The organism is Nocardioides sp. (genome assembly GCF_034670285.1).
Classification (GTDB): domain Bacteria; phylum Actinomycetota; class Actinomycetes; order Propionibacteriales; family Nocardioidaceae; genus Nocardioides.
The window spans coordinates 1-15,094 of record NZ_JAXMNS010000027.1 but is presented as its reverse complement, the minus strand read 5'-3'; the positions used below and the strand labels follow the sequence as shown (position 1 = coordinate 15,094).

Here is a 15,094-nt window from a genome sequence, read left to right as displayed (position 1 = left end):
CCGCTGCAAGGCTTCGACCTCGGCCGCAGCGACCGTGGCGCGGGCCTCGCGAACCGCATCCAGGGCGGTCGGGGTGGGCGTCGTTCGCATGGGTCGATTCTAGTCGTCGCTACCGACATTCGGTAGTCTGTTCGAACAACCTGTGGATGAGATTGTGGGTTGCTCGCGGGGTTTCAAGGCTCACTTCGTTCGCACTCCAACCACCGTCGGGTGGTAGTTCCGGCCGTCGTACGGCCTGCGGGGGCTTCGTCGACGGGCTCGTTGCTCGCCCTGCTCAGCCTCCGGGGGTGGGTGTGGGTAGGAGGCGCTCTAGGCTGGGGGAGTGCGCTTGCGGATCGACCTCGCCTATGACGGGACCGGCTTCCGGGGGTGGGCGACCCAGCCGGGGCTCCGCACCGTGCAGGAGGAGCTCGAGGGCGCGCTGGCCACGGCGCTGCGGGTCCCGCGCGTCATCCTCGTGTGTGCCGGGCGCACGGACGCCGGCGTCCACGCTCGTGGTCAGGTGGTCCACACCGACCTCGCCGACGATGTCGCTCCCGACGAGCTGAGGCGCCTCCCACGTCGTCTCAACGGCATCCTCGACGGCGACGTGCGCGTACGACGTTGCGAGGTGGCTCCCGAGGGCTTCGACGCCCGCTTCAGTGCGCTGTGGCGCCGCTACACCTACCGCATCGCCGACCGGCCCGAGCTCGTCGACCCGCTCGCCCGGGCCTCGGTGCTCACCTGGCCCCGGGCCCTCGACCTCGACGCGATGAACCAGGCGTCGCAGGTGCTCCTCGGCCGCCACGACTTCGCGTCCTTCTGCAAGCAGCGTCCTGGCGCGACCACGATCCGCACCCTGCTCGACCTCGGCTGGAGCCGCGACGAGTGGGGCTACGCCAGTGCCTCGGTCGTGGCCGACGCCTTCTGCCACTCGATGGTCCGTTCACTGGTCGGGTGCCTGATCTCGATCGGTGAGGGACGGCGTCCGGTGAGCTGGTCGGAGAAGATCCTGCTGGCCGAGCGACGCGACCCCGGCGTCACGGTCGCCCACGCCCATGGGCTCACGCTCGAGGAAGTGGCCTACCCTGCCGACGACGAGCTCGTCACCCGGGCCCAGCAGACACGAGCCCGGAGGACCAGCCTTGACTGACCCAGACACCGACAGCGAGACCGGCGAGCCCGGCGAGAACGGCGAGACCGAGCACTACTTCTCGGCCGACCCGACGGTCGCGTTCAAGCGCGCGCCCCTGACCGCCGACGTGTGGGAGCACCGCCTCGAGCTCACGAGTGGGTCCGGGGTCTTCGCCCAGGGCCGCGTGGACGTCGGCACCGGCATCCTCTTCCGCGAGACCGAGCCGCCCCACGGCGCGCGACGGGTGCTCGACCTCGGGTGCGGCTACGGCCTGATCGGGCTGGCCGTCGCGTCCGCCGTTCCCGAGGCCGACGTCACCGGCGTCGACGTCAACGAGCGTGCGGTCCTGCTGGCCAACGAGAACGCCAGCTCGCTGGGTCTCGGCGAGCGCTACCGCGCCGTCACCCCCGACGAGATCCTCGACGAGGCGACGTACGACGAGATCTGGTCGAACCCACCCATCCGGATCGGCAAGCCCGCGCTCCACGAGCTGCTGCTGCGTTGGCTGCCGCGACTGACGCCCGACGGGCGCGCGGTGATGGTGGTCGGCAAGAACCTCGGCGCCGACTCCCTCCAGCGTTGGCTGGGGGAGCAGGGCTGGCCCACGACCCGCATCGGCGGAGCCAAGCAGTTCCGGGTCCTCGAGACCCGTCGCGGCTGAGACCACGCGCCACTCGACACGGCACGAGGGGCGCCGCAGGACCTCTCGGTCCTACGACGCCCCTCGGCGTGGTGCTGGTCGGTGCTACTGCGGGATGCCGCCCTCGGCAGGACCGTCCTCGTCCTGGCCCGAGGTGTCCTCGACGATCTCGGCGTCACCGATGTCGGTCACGAGCACCGGCGTCAGCGGCGTCGAGGCGACGCCCTTCAGCTCGGCGACGCGCATGCCGGAGATCCCGAGGTGCGAGTCGGCCGAGTAGCGGTACGGCGCGAGGTTGGGGCCGGCGAAGTCGCCACCCTGCTCCTCCATCGCGGCGATGAGTCCCTCACGGGTGAGGTCCTCGCCGGCCGCCACGAGGGCCTGCACGAACGTGTAGGCCTGCGACATGCCGTAGATGTTGAAGTTGGTGAGCTCGCCGTCCTCACCGGAGGCGTCCCACACCTCGTTCCACAGCTGGGTCCACTCGCTGTCGGAGTCGGCGACCGCCGGGATGTACTCGGTGGTCAGGACGCCGTCGAGGGCACCGGCGCCGTCGACGGCACCTTCGGAGAAGTTGGCCAGCAGGCCACCGACGAGCGTCGGGTCGGAGCCGACGTTGCTGTAGAACCACTGCGGCGAGTAGCCCAGGCCGAGGCCGTTGAGCTGGGTCAGCGCGGTGTAGGCCGGGGTGTTGAACCCGATGACCAGGTCGGCGCCATCGGCCTGGAGAGCGGCGATCTGCGGGCCGATCTCGGTGTTGCCGGAGGTGTAGCGCTGCACGCTGACGATCTGGTCGTCGAGGAACTGGCGCACGCCGCTCTCGCCGTCGGTGCCGAAGTCGTCGTCCTGGAGGAACAGGCCGACCTTGGCGTCGGGGAGGTTCTCGGCGATGTACTGGCCGATGATCTTCCCCTCGATCTCGTAGTCGGGCTGCCAGCCGAAGGTGGTCGGCCGGTTGGCGACGTCGTCACCCCACTGCAGCGAGCCCGAGGAGACGAACATGTCCGGGACGCCCTCGGCGTTGAGGTCGTCGACGACCGCGCGGTGGGTGGGCGTGCCGAGGCCGCCGACCATCGCGAAGATCTCCTCGCGCAGCACGAGGTCGTCGGTGACCGCAGTCGTCTTGGACGGGTCGTAGCCGTCGTCCTTGACGATGAAGTCGATCGTCCGGCCGTTGACGCCGCCGGCGTCGTTGACGAAGTCGTAGTAGGCCTGGGCGCCGACCGGGATCTCGCTGTAGCCGGGAGCGGCCACGCCGGTCAGCGGGAAGTGCCCGCCGATGGTGATGCTGTCGTCGGTGACACCGGTGGTGTCGCCGCCGCCCTCGCCCTCGCCGCCACTGTCGCCGTCGCGGCCGCCGGAGCCACAGCCGGCGAGCACAAGAGTCGCGGCCAGCAGGCCGACGACCGGAGCCGTGGGGCCCCAGAGGTGTCGCTTCATGATGTTCCCTTCTTGGTGATGGTGGGGGTGGTGCTGGTCCCCTTAGATGCTGCTGTCTCCGTCGACGACGGGGAGTCTGGATCGTTGTCCGAGCTGTCGGACGAGCCGCCGCGCGAGGACGTCGCGCTGGCCACCTTCGCCTTGAGCGTTCGGAGTCCGCCGGCAAGGCCGCGCGGAGCGAGGAGGATGACCAGGACCATCGTCAGTCCGAAGACGAGGGTGGCCATCTGAGAGGCGCGGGTCGCGTCGATGTCGGCACCGGCGCCGAGGTCCTGCACGAACTGCGGCAGGAACACGAGCACGCCGGAGAGCAGGATCGCGCCGGTGAGGCTGCCCAGCCCGCCGAGGACGACGATGGCGAGCAGCGTCAGGCTGAGGTTCAGGCTGAACCCGAGCGGGCTGACCGTGCGCTGGGCCAGCGCGAACATCGCACCGGCAGCACCGGCGGCGGCGGCGCTGACCACGAAGGCCGACACCCGGGCGCGGGTGAGGTCGATGCCGGCGATCTCGGCGGCGACCTCGTCGTCGCGGACCGCGGCCCACCGGCGTCCGACCCGGCTGCTGGCGAGGTTGGCGCGCAGGATGAAGACGATGATCAGCGTGACCCAGGCCAGGAAGGCGACGTACTTGCTGCGACTCGGGTCGGTGCCGGTGAGGTAGAAGCCGATGTCGGCTGCCCACGACGGGATCTCGGGGACGAAGAGCCGCAGGCCCTGGTCACCGCCGAGGGTGCCCTTGAACTGGTTGCCCAGTCCGGGGACGGCGATCGCGAGGGTCAGCGTGGCACCGGCGAGGTAGGGCCCGTGGAGTCGCGCTGCGGCGATGCCGATCAGGACGCCGACGAGCACGGTGACGAGCACGGCGATCAGGACGACGAGCACCAGCGGCAGACCGGCGTCGCGCTCGTCGTAGAGCAGCGCGGTCGTGTAGGCACCGAAGGCCATCAGGGCGCCGTGACCGAGCGAGATCTGACCGTTGAGTCCGGTCAGCAGGGTCAGCCCGCCCGCGGCGATGGCGATGTAGGCCATCTCGGTGAGCTTGGTGGCCTGGAAGTCGCTGGCAGCAGTGAGGACCACGATCACGACGACCACGGCGAGGGCTGCGGTGACCAGGTGACGCACCAGCGGGTAGGTGCTCCAGGCCCCGCGGAACCGGGTGGTGAGAGCGCTCATCAGACCCGCCTTCCCTGGGTAGCGGCGAACAGTCCGCCGGGGCGGAAGGTGAGGACGAGCATCAGGATGCCGAGCGCCACGAGGGCGACCAGCTGGGCGCCGATCTAGCCGCTTACGAAGCTCAGCGAGAAGCCGAGCAGCAGTCCGCCGACGACCGCGCCGACCGGGCTCTCGAGACCGCCGATGACCGCGGCGATGAAGCCGAAGACGACGATGGAGTCCATGTAGGAGGGCTGCACCAGGCCACCGCTGGCGATGAGCAGGCCGGAGAGCGAGCCGACGACGGCGGCGAGGGCCCAGCCGAGGGTGAGCATCGCACCGACCTTGACCCCGAGGAGCTTGGCGACCTCCTGGTTGTTGGCCGCGGCCCGCATCTTCAGGCCCAGGTCGGTGAAGCGGAACAGCGCCACCAGCACGGCCATCGTGGCCAGCACGGCGCCGATGGTGAAGAAGTCGGAGGTGGTGATGCCGATCGTGGTGTCGCCGATCGAGACGCCTCGGACGCCGAAGCTGGGCGGGTAGGTGCGCAGCTTGGTGCCGAAGATGACCTCGGCGGCGGACTTGAAGACGATGAAGAGCCCGAGGGTCAGGATGACCGCGTTGATGTCGGGCTTGCCCTCCACCGGCCGGATGACGACCCGCTCGACGACGGCGCCGAGCACCAGGCCGCAGAGCAGGGCGACCACGAAGGCCAGCCAGTAGGACTGGCCGTCCTCGATCATCACCAGCGCGATGTAGGTGGTGAGCACGGCCATCGGGGCCTGGGCGAAGTTGAGGATGCGCGTGGAGCGCCAGATCAGGACCAGCGCCAGCGCGAAGGCGGCGAAGATCATGCCCAGGACGAGGCCGGCGAGAGCGGTGTTGGTGAACTGCAGCACGGGGTCCTCCTTTCCTAGTGCGAGTGGTGGAGCGGTCGGTGGGTCGGGGTGTGTCTCTGGGTGGCGGTCACGGCGCGGTCACCTCGTCAGAATCCGAGGTAGGCGTGTCGGAGCTGGTCGTCGGCCGCCAGCGTCGCCGCGGAGTCGTCGGCGACGACCTGACCGAGGTTGAGGACGACGCCGTGGTCGGCGACCGAGAGCGCGCTGCGGGCGTTCTGCTCCACGAGCAGGACCGAGAGGCCCTCGTCGTTGACCAGGCCGCGGAGCAGCTCGAAGATCTGGGTCACGATGCGAGGCGCGAGGCCCAGCGACGGCTCGTCGAGGAGCAGCAGCGTGGGTCGCGCCATCAGGGCCAGACCGATGACCAGCATCTGCCGCTCGCCACCGGACAGCGTGGCGGCCGGGACGCCGCGACGCTCGTCGAGGGGCGGGAAGAGGCTGTAGATGCGGTTGAGCTCCTCGGCCTTGACGCGGCCGCGGGCCAGCCCGCCGAGACGGAGGTTCTCGTCGATGGTGAGCTCGGTGATGACGCCGCGACCCTCGGGGACGTGCGACATGCCCAGCGCGGGCATCTTGTCGGCCGGGACCCGGGTGATGGTCTGCCCGGCGAGCTCGACGGTGCCGCTCTCGGCGCGGTGGAGACCGGAGATGGTGCGCAGCAGGGTGGTCTTGCCGGCACCGTTGGCGCCGAGGACGGCGGTGATGCGGCCCTCCTCGGCGGTGAGGGAGACGCCGCGCAGCGCGGTGACCGGGCCGTAGCCGGCGGTGAGGTCGGTGATCTTGAGCATGGCTCTAGTTGTCCCCTTCGATGTTCTCGCCGAGGTAGGCGTCCAGCACGGCCGGGTCGTTGCGGACCTCGTCGGGCGTGCCGTGGGCGATCACCTTGCCGAAGTCGAGGACGGTGATCTCGTCGCACACGTTCATGACCAGGTCCATGTGGTGCTCCACGAGCAGCACGGCCATCGTGGTGCTGAGGCCCCGGATGAGCTCACCGAGCTCGTCGATCTCGTCGGAGGACAGTCCGCTCGCAGGCTCGTCGAGGAGCAGCAGCTCAGGCTCGGAGACCAGGGCACGGGCCAGGGCGACCCGCTTGCGCACCGGGTAGGGCAGGCTCGGCGGGAAGCGCCCGGCGTACTCCGCGACTCCGAGCTCGGTGAGCATCGTCATCGCGCGGTCGCGCAGGAGGCGCTCGTCGCGGGAGCTGCCCGGGGTCGAGAACAGCGCGCCGAGGAAGCCGCTGCGCGCGTGGCGGTCGGCTCCGACGACGACGTTCTGGAGCACGGTCAGGTGGTCGAAGAGACCCAGGCCCTGGAGCGTGCGCGCGATGCCCAGGCCGGCGAGGTCGTTGGGGCGCAGGCGAGCGCGCGCGGCACCACGGATCGTGATCGCTCCGGAGTGGGGCTGGACGAAGCCGCAGGCGACGTTGAAGAGCGTCGTCTTGCCGGCTCCGTTGGGGCCGATGACGCCGTGGACGCGACGCGGGTTGACGGCCAGGCCGACGCCATCGAGGGCGGTGAGGCCACCGAAGCGCACCGTGATGTCGCGCAGGTCGAGCTCCGCGACAACGGCCGGGGACGGATCGGTCGTGCTCAACGGGACCTCCAGTGCTGGTTGGGCGATGTGACCTAGTCCACTGTGGTGCTCAGCGACTAGTGGCCGCATTAGGCGTCCAGCACAAAGAACCTTGGTGTTTGTGACTGCAATCACGCCTGGGGGCACTCCCGATTGTGCACTAAGTAGTTTCGGGGGTGGTCAAAACTGTGCAAGTAGTGCGACCGTGTCCTCATGACCCTGGGTGCACTCGTCGGTGAAGCCGGCGATGACGTCGTCGGCGAGGACGCCGTGGCACGTGCCTGGGGTCTGCTCCTCGACTCCTCGGACGCGATCGCGGACAGCATCACGCTGACCCTGCTCGAGCGCGACAGCGATGCCTACGAGCGCTACGGACCCGAGCTGCGCGCCGACGTGCGGGCAAGCGCGCGGCAGCACATCAAGCGCGGCCTGATGATCATGTCGGGCGGTGCGACGGGACCGCTCAACGCCACTGACCTGTGGCGCGAGACCGGACGGCGCCGTGCCCGGCAGGGCGTGCCGCTCGAGATGGTCCTGCACGCCTACACGGTGGGCGCTCGGATGCTCTGGGAGGCTCTGGTGGCCAAGGCCGGAGCCGGCGCCGACCACCTCGTCGACGAGCGGGTGCTGCTCACGGCGGCGAGCAGGGTCTGGTCGAACCTCGACACCCAGAACGCCGTGCTCATCGATGCCTACCGGCGCGAGAGCGCGCGCGTGCACCGCCAGGACCTCCAGCGTCAGCAGGCCACGCTCGACGCGCTCCTCGAGGGCCGCGGTGGCGACCCGGCGTACGTCGAGGAGGCCCGCGCCGCGCTCGACATCGGCGCCGGGGACGACCTGGCCTGCGTGGTGGTGCTCCACGAGCCCGACTCCGCCAACGACCTCGGCTCGGTCGAGGACCGCCTCGACCGCGCCGGCATCGGGGCCCGCTGGCACGTGCGCTCAGGGGTCTACTTCGGCCTGCTCTTCGGCGACCTGCCTGACGAGCGCGACCTGTGCGCACTGCTCGATCCGCACGCCCCGGCCCGGATGGGCGTGGCACGCGCCGTGGGCGGGCTGCCCGGTTTCGCGACCGCGTTCCTGCTCGCCAACCGCGCAGCCGAGACCCTCGCGCGCGACGAGCGGCGTGTGGTCTCGGTGGCCGACCGTCTTCCCGAGGTGCTGATGATCGGCAGCCCCCAGGTGACCTCGGTGCTGATCGAGCAGACCATCGGACCGCTGCTGTCGCAGCCCGAGGCCCAGCGCGACACGCTGATCGAGACGCTCGAGGCGCTGCTGCGTCACGACGGGTCGCCCACGCACGCGGCGGTGGACCTCTTCTGCCACCGCAACACCGTCATCTACCGGCTCAAGCAGATCGAGACGCTCACCGGACGCACGCTCGCCGACCCCCGCGACAAGATGCTGCTGTCGCTGGCGCTGGCCGCCGAGACCCGCCCCCAGGGTTGAGGACGGGTCGCCGGTCGGACGACACGGTCAGCGGCGGGCGCGGGCCTTGCGGTTCTTCGACTTGCTGGGCTCGACGAACCGGTTGCCCAGGTAGACCGCCCGCACGCGGTGCATGCCCTTGCCGAGCCGCAGCTTGAGGCGGTGGACGCCCTCGTCGGAAGCGCGGATGCGGAACGTGCGCTCCAGCTCTCCATCGACGAGCACGGCCATCTTGCCCGTGGCCGTGACGTCGTCGGGCCGCGCCGTGCTCGTGGTCGTGATCAGCCGGATCCGGCGCTTGCCGAGCTGGCGCACCTTGGTGCGGGTCTTCGACCCGAGCTTGGCGGTCGTGACCGCCACGCGCGAGGTGACGGAGGGCTCGAAGCCGGCGTCGTCGGGCAGGAAGCCGGCTCGCAGACGCGGGGTGCCGGGGCGTCGAGCGGGCAGGTCGATCACGGCGGTGCCGTCGCTGAGGTCGGCGGAGCCGAGGATCTTGTCGCGCCCGTTGACGACCACGACCTCACCGGTCGGGGTGCCCTCCCCGGTGGCCGGGGCGACGTCGATGCGCACCCGCGCCTGGTCGGGATAGGTGGTGGAGCCGACCTGGGTCAGGTCGGTCGTCGTGGGTCGCGGGACCGGGAGCGGGGTGGGCGCCGTCGAGGCCGCCCAGAAGATGGCGCGGCCGCCCTGCCCGAGCCCACCCTTGGGGTGGGAGCGGAAGAAGATCGAGGTGCCGAAGACCAGGGAGCGGGCTCCGGAAGCGACCTCGTTGCTGATGACCGCCGGCTTGCCCGAGGCGAAGTCCGGGCCGTTGGTGGCGTTGGTCGCGAGCCAGTGGCCGGCCAGGAACGTGTCGACCGCATAGCTCTGCGCCACCTCGGTGGCGGGGTCGACGTTCGTGAAGGTCACGGCGGGGTAGATGAACGAGCTGGGCTGCTCGTACGGCGCCAGGGCCGAGCCCGCCGGGGTGTCGAGGGCCACGATGCCGTTGGCGTCGGAGGTGCCGGTGACGGCGTCGGCGCTCAGCAGCCCGTAGGCCTCGGCAGCCGCGAGACCCGCGGTGCCGCGACCGACGATGGAGTGACCCTTGTCGACCCAGGCCTGCACGGCGTTGTCGCCGGCCGAGCCGTCGGTGAGGCCGAGGGAAGAGCCGATCCACAGGACGTCGAGGTCGTTCAGGATGCTCGGGTCGCTGTTGATCGCGGTGCCGGAGACCGGGACGAGATCGTCGAAGCCGAGCTCGGTCAGCGACAGGGTGTCGTCCTGGGTGCCGGTGAAGCCGACGGTGAGGTCGGCCAGGGTGCGAGCGCCCGCGCCGCCCGCGGCGGTGACCTCGGCCGGGGTCGCGGCTCGCACGGTCACGTTGTGGGCCGCGGCAGCGGTGATGGCCGAGTCGTACGACGCAGGGGCGACGACGACCGAGCCGTCGGGGGCCATGCGTGCCTCCACGCCGACCTCGAGCATGTCGTTGAGGGCGCGGTAGTCGGCCACCCCGGCGAGGTCGAAGGTGACGGCGGTGCCCTTCGCCGGCGGGGCCGACGCGGGGGTCGGGGCGTCGATGACGGTGCTGGCACCGATCGAGGGGTCCGAGGTGAGTCCGACGGGCTCGACCGTGGCGCCCCACAGGTAGGAGTAGCTCCAGGCCGAGACGTCATACATCGACGGGACCTTGTCGGAGATGTCGTAGCCGACGTCGAGCAGGGCGTTGGCCAGCCCACGCAGCGGCTGGTGCATGTCGACGACGTAGGAGCCGGCCGGGTAGGTCGTGCCACCCACGGTCGTGTCCGCATCGAGGGTGGCGACCTCGATGTCGTTGAACAGCAGGTGCGAGACGACCCGGTCGGCGTCGGAGATCGAGCGCTGGTCGTCGCCGCGGGGGATCACGTAGGCGCGGGGGTACTCGACCGGGTTCTGGTCGTCGGCGACGTCCCACTCCGACTTCCACTCGTCGGGCCCGGGCACGCCGGCGATGTTGTCGAGGTTCAGCTGCACCTTCGGCTCACCGGCGACGCCGCGGCGGAAGATCTCGATCTGGTTGTCGAGCATGTCGGCGGAGTTGGTGGTGACGTAGTCGACGAGGCTCTCGATGGTCTGGGTCGCCACGGCGGTGTTGATGGCTCCGGAGACGGGGTTCTGCTGGGTGCCGCTGCGCAGGAGCGGCAGCTCGACGGTCGTGGTCACCGCTCCGAAGTAGGCGGTGTACTGGGCGGTGAAGATCGGCGGGTAGTCGTCCCACCCGCTCGGGGTGTCGCGGTAGGGGATCGTGATCTGGCCGCCCGGCAGCGGGTTGCCCGGGATAAGCGCGTCGAGCATCTCCTCCTCCACCTGGAGCGCAGCGGCGTAGCCGTGGCCGATGAAGAGGTCGTACTCGTAGTTGTCACCGTGCGGTGGGCCGCAGGGCTCGACTTGGAGCGTTCCGGTGTAGCCGTGGATGTCGGCCGAGTAGAGCGGCTGGACCTCTTGGGCGACCTTGGCGAACGCGACGCCCTCGGGCGTGGTGCTGGTGATCATGTCGCGGTTGATGTCGAGACCGAGGACCCCGGGACGCTGGCCGATCGTGCGTCCGTCGGGGTTGATGGTCAGGTAGAAGTAGAGGCGGTGCTGGTCCATCAGCGACTGCGTGGCGGCGGTGTCCTCGGCGGCGAGGAGGTCGCCGATGTAGGTCATGATCCCGTCGGTGCCCTCCCACTCGTTGCCATGGATGTTGGCGCTGAACCAGATCGGGGTCTTGTAGTCCGCGAGCAGGGCCGAGTCGGCCGCCGCGGCGACGGGCTGGTTGCGGACCTTCTCCTTCCAGGCCTTCTGCTGCGCCGTCTCGGCGACGGTCTCGGGAGAGGTGAGGGTCACCAGGTAGAGGTCGCGTCCCATGACCGACTGGCCGACGACCTGGGCCGAGACGAGGTCGCTCTCGGCCATCCAGTCGTTGACCTGCGGGGCGAGGTCGGAGTGGGCCAGCAGGCCGCTGGTCGTGGCGGCGTCCTCGCCGAACGGCTCCGGAGCGGGCTCGTCGAGCACGGGCTGGGTCGGGTACGACGCCGGCATCTGCAGCGGGGTGTCGTAGCCCTCGCCCTCACCCTCGTAGTCGCGGGCACCCGTGGAGCCCGAGCGCTGGGCGCTCTGGGCTCGCTCGAGGAGCAGGTCGCCGGCGAGGGTGTCGGGGACGCTCTCGCGGGGGTCGCCGACCAGAGCCGGCGGATCGGGGAGTGCGGGGTCGGCGACCGCGCTCTGGGGCACGACGCCGAGCAGCCCCACGGCCAGGGAGGCGATCCCCAGCAGGGCAGCGCGGCGCGGACGGGACCGGACAGACTGAGGGAGCATGGCGCCAGTATCAGCGTGCGGTGAGGTCGCCGTCCACGAAACCGCGAATCGGTCACCGGCCCGTGACCTGTCCGTCACACGAAGGCGTTGATCCCCGTCTCCGCGCGGCCGATGAGCAGCTTCTGGATCTGGCTGGTGCCTTCGTAGAGCGTCATCACGCGGGCGTCCCGCAGATACTTGGCGGCCGGGTACTCATCGACGTACCCCGAGCCGCCGTGGATCTGGATGGCGTTGTTGGCGGCGCGCACGGCGGCCTCGGAGGCGTAGAGCTTGGCCTTGGACGCCGCGACGCCGAACGGCTCGCCGCGGTCGATCAGGTCGGCGCAGCGCCACACGAGCAGGCGCGCGGCGTCGGCGTCGAGGGAGATGTCGGCGATCATGTCCTGCACGAGCTGGAAGCCGGCGATCGGTCGACCGAACTGGGTGCGGCTGGTGGCGTACTCGACCGAGGTCTCCAGGCAGCCCTGCACGATGCCGACGCAGCCGGCGCCGACCGCGAGGCGCCCCTTGTCGAGGGTGCTCATCGCGACCTTGAAGCCCTTGCCGACTCCGTCAGGCCCGCCGAGGACGGCGGAGGCGGGCACCCGGACGTCGGAGAGGAAGAGCTCGGCGGTGGCCTGGCCGCGCAGCCCGAGCTTGCCCTTGATCTCGCGGGCCTCGAAGCCGGGGGAGTCGGTCGGGACCAGGAAGGCGGTGACCCCGCGCGGGCCGTCGTCGCTGGTGCGGGCGAAGATCAGCGCCACGTCGGCCCAGGTGCCGTTGGTGATGAACAGCTTCTGGCCGTTGAGGACGTAGTCGTCGCCGTCCTGCCTGGCGCTCGACGTCAGGTTGCCGGCGTCGGATCCGGTGTCGGGCTCGGTGAGGCCGAAGCAGCCGAGCTTGCTCGCGACGGCGAGCTGGGGCAGCCACTCCTGCTTCTGCTCCTCGGTGCCGTGGAAGAGGATCGACTTGCCGACCAGGCCGCTGCTGACCGAGACGTTGCCGCGCAGCGCGGAGTCGGCGCGACCGAGCTCCTCCATCGCCAGCGCGTAGGTGACGTAGTCGCCGCCCAGCCCGCCGTACTCCTCGGGGATGGTGAGACCGAAGAAGCCGATCTCGGCCATCTTGGGCACGATGTCGAGGTCGACGGCCTCGTCGCGGTCCCACTGCGTGCGGTGCGGCACGGCCTCGCGGTCGAGGAAGGTGCGGGCGAGGCTGCGGAAGGCCTCCTGGTCGTCGCTGAGGCTGAGGTCCATGACTACTCCTTGCTCGTGCTGCTGGAGGTGCTCGAGGTGGCGGCGAGACCGGCGGCCAGCAATGGCTCGACGGCCTGCCCGACGGTGTCGAAGCCGTCGCCGACGGTCTGGCCGGCGACGAAACGGTGGTGGATGCCCTCGAGGATGACGGCGATCTTGAAGTAGGCCAGCCCGAGGTGGAAGGAGAGGTCGGGCAGGTCACGGCCGCTCGCGGTCGCGTAGCGCTCGAGCTGGGTGCGCTGGTCGGGGTAGCCGGGGGCGGAGGAGGCGTCGGCGACGGCACTCCCGCCGACGAGGGTGCCGAGCGTGTCGTAGACGAGCAGCAGCGCGACGTCGGTCAGCGGGTCCCCGATCGTGGCCATCTCCCAGTCTACGACAGCCTGCACGGGCTGGTCCCGGTGTGCGTCGTCGGCCAGCGTGAGCAGGTTGTCGAGGCGGTAGTCGCCGTGGACGATCGCGGACGTCGACGCGTCACGCGCGGCATCGTCGGCCGGCACGCTCGCAGCGAGCCGTGAGAGCAGGGCGTCGGCGTCGGGCAGCGGACGCGTGGCCGAGCCCTCGAGCTGGCGGCCCCACCGTCGTACTTGCCGCTCGAGGAAGCCGGCCGGGCGGCCGAACTCGCCGAGGCCGACGCTCTGCGGGTCGACGGCGTGCAGGCGCGCGAGGACGTCGACCATGGCGCCGGCGAGCCGGTCGGTGACGTCGGGACCGAGGGTGCGGAGCTCGTCGGCGGTGCGGTAGGCGATGCCCTCGACCTTCGACATCACGTAGAACTGCGCGCCGATCACGTCGGTGTCGTCGCAGAGGGCGTGCATCGTCGGGACCGGCACGTCGGTGCCGCCCAGGGCGGACATCGCGGTGAACTCGCGACCCATGTCGTGCGCGGTCGCCTGCACGTGGCCCATCGGCGGACGTCGCACGATCCAGGTCGACGTGCCGTCGCCGACCTCGTAGGTGAGGTTGGACTTGCCGCCGGCGATCAGCCGTCCGGACAGCTCACCGGTGATCTCCCCGGGTCGCACGCCGTCGTACCACCGGCGGTAGGCGTCGAGGTCGAGCCCAGTGAGCGTCACGACTGCGTCTCGGGGGACTCGAGGGACTCGACGTAGAGGTCGACCTTCGACTGCAGGCGGCGCATGCCGCCGAGCCAGCGGTCGGTGTCGGCGGCACGCGCGGCGTAGTAGCCGGCGACCTCGGGGTGCGGCAGGACGAGGAAGTGCCCGCCGTCGAGGGAGGAGACCCAGGCGTCGGCGACCTGCGCGGGCTCGAGCGCCTCGTCGTGGGAGAGGAGGTCCTTGAGCGGGCCCGCCTGCTCGAGCATCGCGGTCTGCACGCCCTGCGGGCAGATGGCCTGGACGGCGACGCCGCGGTCGCCGTACGTCATCGAGAGCCACTCGGCGAACCCGACGGCGGCGTGCTTGGTGACCGAGTAGGGAGCCGCGCCGATCATGGTGAGCAGTCCGGCGGCCGAGGCGGTGACGACGAAGCGGCCGCCCTCCTCGCCGGCAGCAGCACGCTCGACCCAGCGGGGGGCCAGGAGGCGCGCGGCGCGCACGTGGGCCATCACGTTGACGTCGAGCATCAGCGCCCAGTCGTCGTCGGAGGCCTGGAGGCTGTCGGGCTGCGTGCGGTCGATGCCGGCGTTGGCGCAGAAGATGTCGAGCGACACTCCGAGGCTGTCGAGGTGCTCGGTGGCGGAGTCGATCAGGTGAGCCACGCCGTCGGCCGACGAGCAGTCGCCGGGCACGGCGTAGGCCCCGATCTCGGCGGCGGTGGCCTCGACCATCTCGCCGTTCAGGTCGTTGACGACGACCCGGGCGCCCTCCTGCACCAGTCGGGTCGCCAGGGCCTTGCCGATGCCCCCTCCGGCGCCCGTGACGACGGCACCCTTGCCCTCGAGCTGTGCGTGTCCCATCAACCTCTCCTCCCTCTCAAGCCTCTCAAGCCGCTCAGGCCGCTCGTGCCCCAGGTGGGGTGCCGAGTCGGCGCGAGTACGCGCCGACTCGGCGAAACAACAACGGTGCGTCAGACACCGCCGGTGAGGCTGACCCCGCCGTCCGCGACGATCGTCTGGCCGGTGATCCAGGACGACTCGTCGGAGAGCAGGAACGCCACCAGGCTGCCGATGTCGTCGGGCTCGCCGAGCCGCTTGAGGGGGTAGCCGGCAGCGGCTTCCTCCTCGCGGCCGACGTAGAGCGCCTCGGCGAACTTGGTCTTCACCACCGCCGGGGCGACGGCGTTGACGCGGATCCTCGGCCCGAGCTCCTCGGCGAGGGTCTCGGTGAGGCTGATCATCG

Annotated in this window: 13 protein-coding genes; 3 read left to right on the top strand and 10 right to left on the bottom strand. The window is 70.7% G+C overall.

Translation table 11 applies throughout. From position 1 onward, the window contains the following. Positions 1-322: 322 nt before the first annotated feature. Complete coding sequence (gene truA / locus VOI19_RS02600) at positions 323-1,132, top strand: tRNA pseudouridine(38-40) synthase TruA (protein ID WP_323791396.1); 810 nt, start codon at positions 323-325, stop codon at positions 1,130-1,132. Continuing rightward, entirely contained in the window at positions 1,125-1,775 is a 651-nt protein-coding gene (locus VOI19_RS02595; RefSeq protein WP_323791395.1) for a class I SAM-dependent methyltransferase, read from the top strand. Before truA ends, VOI19_RS02595 begins: the two co-directional genes overlap by 8 nt. Before the next feature lie 84 nt (positions 1,776-1,859). Here the strand turns inward: VOI19_RS02595 and VOI19_RS02590 are convergent, their stop codons facing one another. From VOI19_RS02590 to VOI19_RS02570, 5 genes are all read right to left on the bottom strand, one after another. Continuing rightward, positions 1,860-3,194 (bottom strand): ABC transporter substrate-binding protein, encoded by a 1,335-nt coding sequence (locus tag VOI19_RS02590; RefSeq protein WP_323791394.1) that lies wholly within the window; start codon positions 3,192-3,194, stop codon positions 1,860-1,862. After that, positions 3,191-4,366, bottom strand: coding sequence for a branched-chain amino acid ABC transporter permease (locus tag VOI19_RS02585; protein ID WP_323791393.1), 1,176 nt, complete (start codon positions 4,364-4,366; stop codon positions 3,191-3,193). Before VOI19_RS02585 ends, VOI19_RS02590 begins: the two co-directional genes overlap by 4 nt. 104 nt (positions 4,367-4,470) lie before the next feature. Then, positions 4,471-5,244, bottom strand: a complete 774-nt coding sequence (locus VOI19_RS02580; RefSeq protein ID WP_323791392.1) for a branched-chain amino acid ABC transporter permease — start codon at positions 5,242-5,244, stop codon at positions 4,471-4,473. Between the two features lie 86 nt (positions 5,245-5,330). Further along, positions 5,331-6,032, bottom strand: coding sequence for an ABC transporter ATP-binding protein (locus VOI19_RS02575; protein WP_323791391.1), 702 nt, complete (start codon positions 6,030-6,032; stop codon positions 5,331-5,333). Between the two features lie 4 nt (positions 6,033-6,036). After that, entirely contained in the window at positions 6,037-6,837 is an 801-nt protein-coding gene (locus VOI19_RS02570; RefSeq protein ID WP_323791390.1) for an ABC transporter ATP-binding protein, read from the bottom strand. Positions 6,838-7,029: 192 nt separating this feature from the next. On the opposite strand from VOI19_RS02570, the gene VOI19_RS02565 reads away from it, so the two are divergent. Then, positions 7,030-8,265, top strand: a complete 1,236-nt coding sequence (locus VOI19_RS02565; RefSeq protein ID WP_323791389.1) for a helix-turn-helix domain-containing protein — start codon at positions 7,030-7,032, stop codon at positions 8,263-8,265. A 27-nt stretch (positions 8,266-8,292) separates the two neighbouring features. Here the strand turns inward: VOI19_RS02565 and VOI19_RS02560 are convergent, their stop codons facing one another. The 5 genes from VOI19_RS02560 to VOI19_RS02540 all read right to left on the bottom strand — a co-directional run. After that, on the bottom strand, positions 8,293-11,562 hold the full coding sequence (locus tag VOI19_RS02560) for a M14 family zinc carboxypeptidase (RefSeq protein ID WP_323791388.1): 3,270 nt from the start codon (positions 11,560-11,562) through the stop codon (positions 8,293-8,295). Between the two features lie 74 nt (positions 11,563-11,636). Continuing rightward, on the bottom strand, positions 11,637-12,797 hold the full coding sequence (locus tag VOI19_RS02555) for an acyl-CoA dehydrogenase family protein (protein WP_323791387.1): 1,161 nt from the start codon (positions 12,795-12,797) through the stop codon (positions 11,637-11,639). A gap of 2 nt (positions 12,798-12,799) precedes the next feature. Then, positions 12,800-13,870, bottom strand: coding sequence for a phosphotransferase family protein (locus tag VOI19_RS02550; RefSeq protein ID WP_323791386.1), 1,071 nt, complete (start codon positions 13,868-13,870; stop codon positions 12,800-12,802). Then, positions 13,867-14,712, bottom strand: coding sequence for an SDR family oxidoreductase (locus tag VOI19_RS02545; protein WP_323791385.1), 846 nt, complete (start codon positions 14,710-14,712; stop codon positions 13,867-13,869). The genes VOI19_RS02550 and VOI19_RS02545 overlap by 4 nt, the downstream gene beginning before the upstream one ends. Before the next feature lie 110 nt (positions 14,713-14,822). Then, on the bottom strand, positions 14,823-15,094 hold a 272-nt coding region (locus VOI19_RS02540; protein WP_323791384.1), incomplete at its 5' end, for an SDR family oxidoreductase.